This is a genomic window from Komagataeibacter xylinus (assembly GCF_009834365.1).
Taxonomy (GTDB): domain Bacteria; phylum Pseudomonadota; class Alphaproteobacteria; order Acetobacterales; family Acetobacteraceae; genus Komagataeibacter; species Komagataeibacter xylinus_D.
In genome coordinates this window covers 1265012-1277244 of the sequence record NZ_CP041348.1, presented here as the reverse complement: position 1 = coordinate 1277244, position 12233 = coordinate 1265012, and the positions used below count along the sequence as shown (strand labels likewise).

The 12233-nt window shown below is 45.1% G+C and carries 12 protein-coding genes and 1 tRNA gene; 9 read left to right on the top strand and 4 right to left on the bottom strand.

All coding sequences use genetic code 11. The annotated features are described in order from the left end of the window. Positions 1–41 precede the first annotated feature (41 nt). Positions 42–129, top strand: a tRNA-Leu gene (locus tag FMA36_RS06055). Between the two features lie 95 nt (positions 130–224). Further along, positions 225–1823 (top strand): DUF6538 domain-containing protein, encoded by a 1599-nt coding sequence (locus tag FMA36_RS06050; protein ID WP_159261545.1) that lies wholly within the window; start codon positions 225–227, stop codon positions 1821–1823. Positions 1824–1862: 39 nt separating this feature from the next. Here FMA36_RS06050 and FMA36_RS06045 read toward each other — a convergent pair whose 3' ends face one another. Both FMA36_RS06045 and FMA36_RS06040 read right to left on the bottom strand, forming a co-directional pair. Then, positions 1863–2042 (bottom strand): hypothetical protein, encoded by a 180-nt coding sequence (locus tag FMA36_RS06045; protein WP_159261543.1) that lies wholly within the window; start codon positions 2040–2042, stop codon positions 1863–1865. An 89-nt stretch (positions 2043–2131) separates the two neighbouring features. After that, positions 2132–2464, bottom strand: coding sequence for a hypothetical protein (locus tag FMA36_RS06040; protein ID WP_159261542.1), 333 nt, complete (start codon positions 2462–2464; stop codon positions 2132–2134). Positions 2465–2940: 476 nt separating this feature from the next. Here FMA36_RS06040 and FMA36_RS06035 point away from each other — a divergent pair, with 476 nt between their 5' ends. Next, a complete protein-coding gene (locus FMA36_RS06035) occupies positions 2941–4323 on the top strand; it encodes a DNA-primase RepB domain-containing protein (RefSeq protein ID WP_159261540.1) in 1383 nt (460 codons plus the stop codon). A gap of 11 nt (positions 4324–4334) precedes the next feature. Here the strand turns inward: FMA36_RS06035 and FMA36_RS06030 are convergent, their stop codons facing one another. Beyond that, positions 4335–5198, bottom strand: coding sequence for a DUF5677 domain-containing protein (locus FMA36_RS06030; protein WP_159261538.1), 864 nt, complete (start codon positions 5196–5198; stop codon positions 4335–4337). 849 nt (positions 5199–6047) lie between these two features. Here FMA36_RS06030 and FMA36_RS06025 point away from each other — a divergent pair. The 6 genes from FMA36_RS06025 to FMA36_RS06000 all read left to right on the top strand — a co-directional run bounded on the left by FMA36_RS06025 (position 6048) and on the right by FMA36_RS06000 (position 11188). Next, positions 6048–6449, top strand: a complete 402-nt coding sequence (locus FMA36_RS06025; protein WP_159261537.1) for a hypothetical protein — start codon at positions 6048–6050, stop codon at positions 6447–6449. Positions 6450–6525: 76 nt separating this feature from the next. Continuing rightward, complete coding sequence (locus tag FMA36_RS06020) at positions 6526–6945, top strand: hypothetical protein (protein ID WP_159261535.1); 420 nt, start codon at positions 6526–6528, stop codon at positions 6943–6945. A 314-nt stretch (positions 6946–7259) separates the two neighbouring features. After that, complete coding sequence (locus tag FMA36_RS06015; protein ID WP_159261533.1) at positions 7260–7661, top strand: hypothetical protein; 402 nt, start codon at positions 7260–7262, stop codon at positions 7659–7661. Next, positions 7658–9418 carry a hypothetical protein gene (locus FMA36_RS06010; RefSeq protein WP_159261531.1) on the top strand — a complete coding sequence of 587 codons (1761 nt, stop codon included), beginning with the start codon at positions 7658–7660 and terminating at the stop codon, positions 9416–9418. Before FMA36_RS06015 ends, FMA36_RS06010 begins: the two co-directional genes overlap by 4 nt. Positions 9419–9710: 292 nt before the next feature. Continuing rightward, positions 9711–10073 (top strand): hypothetical protein, encoded by a 363-nt coding sequence (locus tag FMA36_RS06005; protein WP_159261529.1) that lies wholly within the window; start codon positions 9711–9713, stop codon positions 10071–10073. Between the two features lie 32 nt (positions 10074–10105). Beyond that, entirely contained in the window at positions 10106–11188 is a 1083-nt protein-coding gene (locus FMA36_RS06000) for an IS5 family transposase (RefSeq protein ID WP_206065278.1), read from the top strand. A gap of 233 nt (positions 11189–11421) precedes the next feature. Here FMA36_RS06000 and FMA36_RS05995 read toward each other — a convergent pair whose 3' ends face one another. Then, positions 11422–12180, bottom strand: coding sequence for a class II aldolase/adducin family protein (locus FMA36_RS05995; protein WP_159261525.1), 759 nt, complete (start codon positions 12178–12180; stop codon positions 11422–11424). Positions 12181–12233 lie beyond the last annotated feature (53 nt).

Here is a 12233-nt window from a genome sequence, read left to right as displayed (position 1 = left end):
GATTGTGCTGTGTCCTGTATATGCTAAACAGGGTTCCGTATGCGAGCTTGGCGGAATGGTAGACGCACGAGACTTAAAATCTTGCGCCTGTAACTGGGCGTGCGGGTTCGAGTCCCGCAGTTCGCACCACTCATAACATATTGATTTAATTGACTTTTATGGTCTTTCCACAACCATAAAAGCCGAACCTTCTACAATCGGCTTCTACAAAATGAGCCGTCTGTATGTTGATTCGTCTCCAATCCGGGTATCATTTCCGCAGGGCCGTTCCTTCACATATACGTGATATTGTGGGCAAAAAGGAGCTATGGCTCTCCCTTGGCACTAACAAACGCGAGGTTGCCAAACCATATGCGTGTGCAGTTTTCGCAGAGACCGAAAGGCTGTTCCGTTCCGTAATGCACCTCAAGACAGAACTCAGCGAAAACGAAAATTTTATCAGGAATGAACTGCCTGAAGACGCGCAGGAACTCTTTGACCTGCTTATTCAGGACTACCAGCACAGGATTGCATCCTTACAGACGGAATATAACCATCAGAGACTCAGACATTCCATGGAAAGTCTGGAACAGGTGGAAAAGCTGGAGAAAGCCAGAAATCTGACTGGCAGAAGTGTGCATCTGCTGGAACGCACTGTCACAGACCTGAAAAAGACCAAAGCCAGCCTTCCAGCCCTGACGGATATCCAGAGCCAGATTAAGGACATGAAAGCCTTTCTGGCTCCGAAGGAAAAACCTTCTCCCCTTTTTTCAGAAGCGATTAAAATTTTCCTGGAAAGCAAAGACACCACAGTCAAATCCACTGTGGTCAAATCCTACGAACGCACCTTCAAACGCTTTCTGGAAGTCTGTGGGGATAAACCCATGCGAGATTATACCGGGGCAGATATCGGGCATTTCAAAGCCCTGATGGAACAGCTACCGGAGAGTTACGGCAAACAGCGTAACGACACCCGGACAGTTCAGGAATTTGTGGCAGATGCGAAGAAACGCAAGCTGGCCCGTATCTCCGGGAAGTCAGTCAAAAACCATTTCACCAAGCTTTCCGGGCTTTGGAAGCATTTCCTTTTGCGTGACCTTGTGGACCGCAACGTGTTCACAGGTGGCTGGCAGTTTGACACAAAGTCCAAAACCAATCGTGTGCGCTGGAGTGACAGCGACTTAAAGACCATTGCAGGCCAGCCCTGGCAGTTTGGCACCATCAGCCATAAGACAGCCTCCATGATTGTGGGAATTGCCTCTTACACAGGGATGCGACTGGAAGAAATCTGTCGTCTAAGACCGCAGGACATTCAGGAGATTCAAGGTATTCCCTGCATTCTGGTGCAGGACCACCCTGCCCTGAAAGGAAAACCCTGGACAGAATGGAGTGCGAAGACTGAAGCCGGGAAACGTGTCGTTCCCATCTGCACGGCCTTACAGGAAGCCGGATTGCTAGACCTTGCCCAAAGAGCCATGAACCAGAAGCGTCACTACCTGTTCCATGACATCGATTTTAAGGGGCAGGACAACAAGCGTTCTGCTCACTTCCAGAGGGATTTCAGCAAGTTCAAATCACGCCTTGGTATTGGCAGGAGCGTGGTGTTCCATTCCTTCCGGCATAATGTGTCTACCAAACTCAGGAACATTCATGAGCATGGCGAGGGTGGGTTACGTGAATCTTGGATTGATGACTTTCTGGGACATGAAAGCCACGACAAGTCAGTAGGGAGCACGGTCTACTTTGATGATGTGGATATTGTGAACCTCAAAAAAGTTGCAGAAAGCGTGAAATATCCTGAGTTTTGGGATGTGGGAAATTTGTTTGTCGGAAAAATGAAATAAGATGAAAAATAATGTGGGGATACCCCCACATTACTCACATTAACAGCCAAGCTTTTTCATACGTTTCGTAATTTCTTCTTTAGCTTCTTGAAATTTCTCTAAAACGCCATCCCATCCATTAACAATTCCTTTACGCATCATCTCATTTACAAACTTTTCCATATCATAAACATGCTCAAGATTTTTCTTAAGGCTCACACAATCATCGGAAATAGACATTGATAATCACTCCTTAATTTTGGAAGATTTACACGCTATACAAAATTGTAAAATTTCTCATATACAATGAAACATAGCTGATATGTATATTATGCCAATGTTATTTTTTTTATAGATAATATGCACTTCCTGACCAGCATGGTGGCCTGCTTCTTCATTCTGTCAGTAGGTTCAATTCCCATACCCTGAAGACGTTCCAGCAAAGCCAGAACAGCAGAGGTATCCTCTGCACTGACAGCAGGTTTCCCATTGGAAGCCACTAGGGCTTTGCCTGCATTTCTGTCCTGTCTGATTTTTTCCAGAATAGCCAATGTCAGCCACTCTCCGGCTTTCATGCCCTGCTTCTGGCTCTGTGTAATGACAGCTTGCCTGACATCAGCAGAAATCCCCCTGATGCCCCATGTTTTCGTAGTGTCTTCCATATGTTTCCTTCCCTGTTGAACAGACCTGTCCAACCAGTATGACAGGAATACAGGCAAGGAAGACTGGACATTGTAAGGAATGGCTCAACAGCCAGTTTAACAAAGGATGTCCTGAAATCTGGACAACAAAAAAGCCAGACTTATGAGAATCTGACTTTGAAACCAACGATGGGGAACTACTCCATCGAACCACTGCTTTTGCATAAGCTCACTATGGTCTGTATGATTTAATACATAAATAAAAACGAAATAAAATAGGAATATTATTTTTATATTGAAATATTTCTATCATTTATGCTTTAATAAGAAAAAAGCCAGATGCAACAACATCTGACTTTCATAACCACGGTGGAGTAAACCCCAAAAATACACACTATTTTTTATAAATTGATTATGTAGCAACTCAATGAATTAGTCAAGTAAAAAATGTAGTTATTGGAAGTTTTTCTCCATCATTATTAAAGGAGAAAAATTTTATGGGCGCAATTTTAAAGAAAAACATTTATACAGACCCAAGTGAAGACAGAATATTACCCTATAATGGGCAAGCCTTTTTCACTCTCAATCGTATCAATAATGGGCATATGACCCAGAAAGCCTACAAGCTGGATCAGCTTGAGTTTGTCCTGTCCCATATCGCCAATGACAGGGATACCTACATGGCTCAGGGCTTCTTTTCCAGACCATGCAGACGTGCCCTATTCATAGAAACCATGACACACGCCTATGTGGATATCGACTGCTACAAGACAGAGTTCTTTCCCGATTGGATGACCAAACAGCAGAAGGCGCAAAGCATCCTCTCCTATTGTGATGACAATTTTATTCCTGTTCCTTCTGCCATTATCTCATCAGGGCGTGGCATTTATCTCAAGTGGTATTGGGCCTCCCCCATCCCAAGAGAAGCTGTAGGACGTGCTGTAGCCCTCAACAAACAGCTTGTGTCCCTGTTTGCCCCACTTGGTGCAGACCCTGCCTGTGTGGACGTATCCAGAATCCTGCGTGTTGTGGGAACCCTGAACAGCAAGAACAACCAGCCGGTGGAACTGTTGCACCAGACTGACAGGGATGGTCATGCCATGACCTATGTTTTTGATGATTTTGCAGACGAGGTTCTACCCTATTCTCTTGAGCAGATACGCGAATGGAGAGAAGCCCAGAAGCAACGCTATGAAGCCAAGGGACAGGTCATTCATCTGGCACGTGAGAAAACCAGGGAAAGGCTCAAGGCTGGCAACCGCAAGGCATTCAACAGGTTTGACTGGTCATGGCGTGTTGTGGAGGACATCAGGACCATAGCAGACAAAAAATATGGGGGTGTCATTCCTTACTGTGAGGAATCAGGGCATGTGGCTGGCCCTGACATGTATGCCCATATCGGGGCTTCCATGCTTGGCAATATCATCCCCTCCCAACAGCTATGGCCGGAAATCAAAACATGGGCTGGTCTCATCCTTCCTGCTTCCTATGTGAATGACAAAAGAAACCTGCTGGCTCATTCGTCCACTCTGCTCAAGAAAGCCAAGCAGGTTGCCAATATGACCGAAGAAGAACGTAAAAGGAACGAGGAAGCCGGACTTCATCGCAAGGGAGCCTATCGCTACAGAACACAGACCATTATCGACAGGCTTGGCATTACCTCTGATGATATGCGAAATTTCAATCTCAAGGTGTTAATCGACAAGGACGAGAAACGCAGGAGAGACAGGGAAAACACCATGCACAAACGCAGAGAGGCAGGTGTTATGGAGCGTGTGGAATGGTTGGAGAAAAATAATTTATCTGCCACAAAACCTTGGTTAGCCCATGGTGTATGTCGCAGAACTTGGGAACGTTGGAGAGAAAAAGGGAAGCTGTAGATAGATAAAAATTATCCTGTCTTTTTAATAAAATCATCTTTGCTCACCAGAACATCTTTCTTAATATAATATTTGTATAATGCCTCAGCGATAGGAACTACCTTCTCTCCATATTTTTTATTCAAAAAAGCATCATCCAACCTCAATATGAAAAATGTGCAGACATCAATAATTCTTTTTACTGAAGACTGCATTTCATCAATATTTATGCCTCTAAATTTTATATATGAATTACCATCTTTAATCTCAAAATTATTCAAAAATGAATTAACAGAAATATGACATTTAGTGTTTGATATCATCTTGTAATCATAATAAATGGATTGACTCTGAGGTTCATCTTTTGTTTTGTCGTAGAAAACAGATGCACATGTTTTAGATTTAATATCGAAATCATTGAGAGTTTTATCAAGATCAGATTTTAATTTATTGAATTTCTTCTCCAAACCTTTTGTGATGGTATCGAAAAAAGCATTTCGTTCCATGAATAAAATCATTTCTTTTTTGAATTTCGTCTCATCATAATCTCCAATTTTTATGAAAAAATCCTCATCTTTGAGAAGACAGGCAAGAGCCAAATAACACTCCTGCATATTCCTTATTATAGAATATGAATCTGCGTTTATAGCATAGTTTAGGAGTATTACAGAAGACTGAAAACTTTGACAAAATCTAATTGCTATGATGTTTGATATCAATTCTTTCCTAGAATTACTCGGATGCAAATCTCTACACACGTCCATCAGAAATGTATTTAACTCATATAATGCAACAAACTCTTTTTCGTAATGTTTTTTTATTTTCCACTTTTCTTCTTCAACTTCATCTGACAAAAAACCACACTCATGAAATTTTGTTTTTTGCGTTTCCGTCACAATAACTCTCCTTCACATTACCTCTGCCACCAACATTTTAATAATGTCGCAAGTGTGTCCCTACATATAATCTGCGTAGCCCTGAGATTAATCGCTTTGCGGGTTTCCAATAATTTTTATACATGGAAACCTTACAACCAGCAAAACGCATATATTGGAAAACAGTAAATTAAAGCGTTTTGCTTAGGAACCAACAAAACCTCAAGCGTAGCGTATGCGAAGCGACTAAAGGATAAACCTAAAAAAAAAACAGTTCCACGCTTGAAAAGAATAAAACAGGGCAATGAGCGAAGCGATGCCCATTACGCTAGTGAAGTAAGGTTTAATCTTAGGTCACATAGTGACCGGGGGTCCGGGGGGATTTTTTCGATTTTTTGACCAAAGTATCGGTTTGGCTTTTTGTGAGACTGGTTGTGTCCCTACATATAATCACACATCGCATGGAAACGCTCAGAATTGCCACATCATAAGCATTTAACCTTTCAGGTATATAATCCTACCCCTTAAAGGTTTTTCGTTGCTCCATATGTCTTATGTCGTGTTTTCCGAGCTATCCCGCGTGATGAATATGCCGGTTTTTTCCAGAACCTTGGTTTCTCTGGATTTTGGCATGATTTCCCTTTTTATCTCCATTGCTCAACAGGTTTTTACGTTGAGTAACGCACTATTTTTTCTTCTCATAGTCAACACAAAACCCTGTTGACCATTTCACAAAAAAACATAATAACCATTCAACATAAATAATAAAATACGATATTTATAAATATATGCCAACATTATACTTGATTTTATACGCAATATTATGTTAATATTTAATAATAAAACAACATAATTTAAAGGAGCGATATTATGGAAAAAGCCAAAAAAGCATCATTTACATCGTTTGGTCTGCTCAATTTCCAGGAACGTAAAGTGCTGAATGAAGGCAATGCGTTCTTTGAAGCGACACCAGAGGGGGGCAAGTCCGACAAGACATTTTGCGTCACACTGGATGATGGAAAACAGATGTATTGCTATGTGAGCAACGACAAGCTTACTTTTTACAAGGCCAATCTGGATGGCACTCACAAGCAATGGCTGTTCAATATTTTTCCAGATGGAGGCATATTTTCTGCTCATTCCATAGAAAACAAAAAGCGTAAAAAAGAACAGACCAAGGCCCAGAAGCCGGAACGCAGAACTTTGACGCTCCCCAAGGCTTCACATCAGAAAGCCTCTGTTGTCGTGGAAATCACAAAAAAGAAACGCTAATTCCCTTACCCTTCACCATTCAAACAGACAAAATTCATAAGGAGTTTTTCAGTCATTTTATAAGGAGATTTTAATCATGCAATTTCGATTATTAGAGAACAAAGCCAGACCCAAATGGGAAATCAGTCGTTGGACATACAGCCCTGAAAAGAAACGAGCCATCAAGGAAACCCTTGGCACTTTCCCCTGCTACTATTCCATGGTTTCCCGTGACATTCTGGATAAATGCACCAAGCAGGAAAAAGCCGAAGTTCTGGAATGGTGGCGTGTCACCAGTGAAGCCGTAAACAGGGAACGTGTCAGGAGACAGATTACAACCCTGCCGAATATCTTCAAAGACCTTGAAACCCTGCTGGATGTTATCCAGGACAATCCTGAAGACCTCGCAGAACTCAAAAACCATGCCTATGCGTTGAAAGAGGCTGTCAGCAAGGTTGTTCGCAGGAAGTCACGCCAACAGAAAAATCAGGAAGCAGTCAACAGCGTTCCCGCTTGACCTTTCCTTATGTTTTCTCCTTCATAGTCAACAGTGTTTGATGTTGACTGTTTCTCTATTTTTATAATGTTTCATCAACACACAACGCTGTTTAAGTTTCCAGAAAAGAAACACATTTTATAAAAAGCACCTGCATTATACTTGGAAAATACCTTTTCTTCTTATTGTCTGTTTTCTTATCTTGTTTGCCATCCCCTTTGTTATCTTTTGAATATAGCCAGCCATACCAGTATCCGCTTCGCGTCTTCTGGTAGCTGGCAAGGGGGAAAATGCTTTTCCCCCGTTGACCCCCATTTAAGCAGGAGACCCATTGCATGAGTGAAAAAAGAAAACTGAAAAAATCGTTACTGGTTCGTCTGGATGATGAGCAATATGCGTGCATCACAAACCATGCCAGACAGCGTGACATCACAGCCAACAGTCTTGTGCGTGAGTGTCTGGCTGGTGCCCTTTCTCCCTCTGATACATATCAGAAGATCAAACCAGTCAAAGCCTATAGTCCACGCAAACCACCCAAGCCGGAATACATCAAGGAACTCTACAGGCTCAGGGAAAGCACGGCTGAACTGTGTGGGGCATTGGTTCAGTATGCCATCAAAACCCGTCAGGAGGGTCATGTCATGGCGCATAAGGAGGCCGAGAAGCTTCTTCCTGATGTGCGTCAGGCTGTGCTCAATCTTGACACCCTACGCAGAAAGCTTGAGAGACATGAATGATAGGAGGAGCCACCCGAGGCAAGGGAGGGTATAACCTCTGGCGTCATCTCCGCGATGACAAAAAGCAGAACGATGCCACCTTTGCAGGAGCGTCACGTGGTCTGGTTCAGCAGGGCATTACAGACCAGATTAAAGAGCTTACGAACATTGGACGCTATGCCAGCCACTCCAAGCCTCTCTACCATGTTCACGCAGACCCTGCGAAGGACTGGACGGCTCAGGAATGGGAAGCCTACTGGCAGGATTACGAGAAAGAATTTTCTCTAACAAAACAGCCCTTCTCTGAATCCATCCATGTCAAACATGGCAGGGAACACAGACACAGGGTTTATTCCCTGCTCCTTCCATCTGGCTCCTGTCTTCGCATGGACAATGACCATGCCAGACGCGAGAAAATCAACAGACTGGCTGAACTTCGCACAGGGGAAACCATCACACCGGGTGCCCATAATCGTGCTGTCATCAAAGCTCTGGAGGCAGAAGGCAAGACAGCAGAAGCCCAACGTTTAAGAGATGCAGGACTTTGGGACATCCAGAAACCTAAAGCCCGATTAAAACCCCAGGAACGTGCTCAACAGGAACGCACCCATATTGATAAGGCTGGTCTTGCCCGTCTTGTTCTGACTGGCTGTAAAAAATACAAGCCCGAATTACTCATGGTAAAACTGGCACAATTTAACTGTCGTATCTGTATGGGCGAGAAAGGTCCTGTTGTGATTGACCAGTCAGGTAACGTTCATGCCTTTAACAGGCTGGTCAATCTTGGCTCAAAAGCCAGTGGACATAAACGTCCTCTGAAAATGACCATGGAACAAGCCAGAACCTACTTTAATCATATTAATTTACCCCTCTATTCAAATGCAAAAAAGGAGAAAAATCATGAAGGAAAACGAACAGAAAAACAGAATCACTCTTTATCAACAGACCTATCAGGAAGCCTCTGGAGCCAACAGCACAGCAAAGGAAATCCTGGGCTTGCTGGCAGAAGTGGGAGACAAACCCTCACCCATCGACCAGATACAGCAGTTGCTCGAAACCATCGCACAGCAACAGGTTCAAATCCTGTCATCACAGGGGAAAATTTTGCAAAGGCTATCAGCACTGGAAAGCTGAACAGAGGCGTCACCCACGTTGCCAGTCTATCCCATATTATTCTGATTACTCCGGATTATATCAGGGACATAAAAGCACGATTGAAACAGGCAAAACAGGAAGACTGGCATTTTTATCGCAGAGCCTATCAGAACCTTAAAGACCAGCAATACTGGCTTGACCAATGCAACAACAGCATTGACAGCAACATTCTGCTTTTGCTGGTGGAACTGTTCCTAAGCCTGTTTTTTGGTGGGTCTGTGACTATCAGAAACAAGCCTTATCCCATTGCCATGAATTTTGGACTTCCTGCTCCCATCAGTGATGCGACATGGAACATGATGAGTGATGATCAGCAGGAAAATATCCTGTTTCAGAGCTTCCTTTTATACAGGGCATCCTACAGGAATTATCAGAAGTTACATGCCCAACAGAACAGGATTCCTGTTACGTTTGAGTATTTTCTGAACCTGCATGGAAAGGATGTTTTGACACAGATGGTTTCCAAAAATACGGACTATCTGAAAAACAAATTCATCGACTGGCAGAACAGAAAGATGGACGCGGAAAATGCAAAAATTCTTCAGGAAACAAATAACGCCATGACATGGGTGAAACAGAATAATTCAGAGGTTGAAAGCCATGAGAATATTTTAAAAATCTAGGCACCATACGCACGCCGGAGATTTTACAAATCTCCTGTTCCCCTGCTTTGTGCGTGACAAGTCAGAAACAGAGTTTCTTCCTTGTGAGAGAGTGCCAAAAATTAAAAAGACACGATTACTGGAAATAAATCTATTTTATTTAAAATAATTAAATAAATACTGTTTCAAAAACTTGACTTTTTGAATACATAACCCTTATCATATAAATACAAAGGGAAAATCGTATTCAATATTGTATATTCAAAAGTATTTTAGAAAATAATCCCTGATTAACAATTTAAGGAGATATTTTATGAGTGAAATTACATTCCGCACTAAAAACCTGACCGTCCATCATATTTTTTCACCTGTTGAGGGGTTTGATGACATCGCACCAGGATATGTCAAAGACTTTAGGACATTCCTGCAATCATCCAAAATTACAAAAACAATGCAGGAAGCCTATATTTCCGCATTGCGTGAATTCCCGGTATATTCCGAAAGCAACAAGCTTGAAGGCACGATAGAAGACCAAGCCTATAAATTATTGGATTTATATCATTCTGATGCCATCCAGAATATTCTGGACGTGCTCGCTCCACAGCTTATTGAAAAATATGGCGAAGACCAGTTGGAGGGTTCTAAAAACTCCATGGTTTTGAGTGCGTATCTGTGATTCCATGCCTCCTGTGGTGATTGGATGGATGAATAATGAAGCAGCCGGGTTTCTTTGATGTTGAAGAGCGGCTTGCTCGTTTGAGCGGGCTTGGCGATCAGCTTGAAGCCTTTTCCCGGACTGTAGATTTTGAGGTGTTCCGCCCTGATCTGGACCAGGCTCTGGCCTATTCGGATGGAAGCAAAGGCGGGCGTCCGCCTTTTGATGTGGTTCTGATGTTCAAAATTCTGGTGATCCAGACGCTGAACAACCTCTCCGACGAGCGGACGGAATACCTGATCAACGACCGCCTGTCTTTTATGCGTTTCCTTGGTCTGGGGCTGTCGGACCGGGTACCGGATGCCAAAACGGTCTGGCTCTTTCGCGAGCGTCTGACACAGGCGGGTGCGATCGATGTCCTGTTCAATCGCTTTGACGCAATCCTACGGAACGCTGGTTATCTCCCAATGTCAGGCCAGATCCTGGACGCAACGCTGGTGGCGGCTCCAAAGCAGCGCAATACCAACGCGGAGAAGGCGGATATTCGGGCGGGACGAATCCCACAAGACTGGCAGGACAAACCTGCAAAGCTGTCCCACAAGGATCGTCATGCACGCTGGACGCTGAAATTCACCAAGGCGAAACGGCGGGATGACGGAACGATCCCCTCAACAGATCTCGCCATCCCATTCTTTGGCTATAAATCGCATATTTCCATCGACCGGAAGTTCCGACTGATCCGGAAATGGAAGGCCACAGATGCCGCTGCCAGCGATGGTGCAAGATTGAGAGAAGGCCTGCTCGACCGCAGCAATACCGCGTCTGATGTCTGGGCCGACACCGCCTATCGCTCAAAAGCCAATGAAGCCTTCATGGAAAAGCAGGGCTTTGTCTCCAGGGTTCATAGGAAAAAGTCGCATCTCAAGCCTATGCCCTGTCATATCCAGCGATCCAATGCGGGCAAGTCCGTTATCCGGTCTCGCGTTGAGCATGTCTTTGCCGATCAGAAATCACAGATGGGATTGTTCATACGCACCGTCGGCATCACACGGGCCACCATGAAAATTGGGCTGGCCAACATCGTCTACAACATGCGCCGCTTTATCTTCCTGGAGCGGATCAGTGCGACCGCGTAGCAGTTCAGCGCGGGTAATATCTCCACATGGATCAAAACGCAGAGAAAAAGTTACCCTGACAACCATCAATCAAAACGTCATAGCCCTGAAATCAGGAAACAGGAGTTCAAGAAAACGGTTCTTCGATCCCTCCAGGTCTCCACCCTCCGCCAGCCTGTTACGGTCTCCCCCGCCTATTAGCGACCCGGAGCCTGGGGTATGGAGAAATATGGCGCAGGCGATGGACGGACGGTTCAGTCCCGGTAATCGGGCTGTTCACGGTCCAGCTTGCGCCGCAGCGCCTGCCAGATCAGGCGGCCTTCGTCGGGGTCATCCTCAAACTGCTTGCGCGCACGCAGGATCTGCACTTCGGAAGGGACATGCAGCGGAACCCCCGTGGACTGCGCCGCAATCTGGATACGGCACGACTGCTCCAGATAGTACATGCTGTAGAAGGCCTGCGCGATGGTGCTCCCCACCGTGAGCAGTCCATGGTTTTGCAGGATCAGCGCATTGCGCGTGCCAAGATCGCGCACGAGGCGCTCGCGTTCGCTCAGATTGTCATCGTCGGCAATCCCCTCATAGGGGTGGAAGCCAACGCGGCCATAGAACTCCATGTTGATCTGGTTCAGCGGCAGGATGTTCTGCTCCTGTGCCGCCACCACCATGCCCGCGAGCGTGTGCGTGTGCATGACGCAGGCGGCGTCGGGCCTGCTGCGGTGGATGGCGGAATGGATGACAAACCCCGCCGGGTTGATCGGGCATGACGTTTCCTGCCGGGGCAGGCCATCGGCATCGACCACCACCAGGGAGCTTGCGGTAATCTCCTCGAACAGAAAGCCATAGGGGTTGACCAGATAGGCATGCGCGCACCCCGGCAGCCTGACCGAAAGATGAGTATAGACAAGGTCGGTCATGCCAAAAAGCGCCATGAGCCGGTAAGCGGCGGCAAGATCCTCACGCACGGTCTTTTCGGTCGGGGCCGTTGCGGGCGCAGGCGAAAGGGAAGACATGATTCGTGAATATTCCTTCCTGTAGCAGGCATGTTGCCCCTTATGGGCTCAGG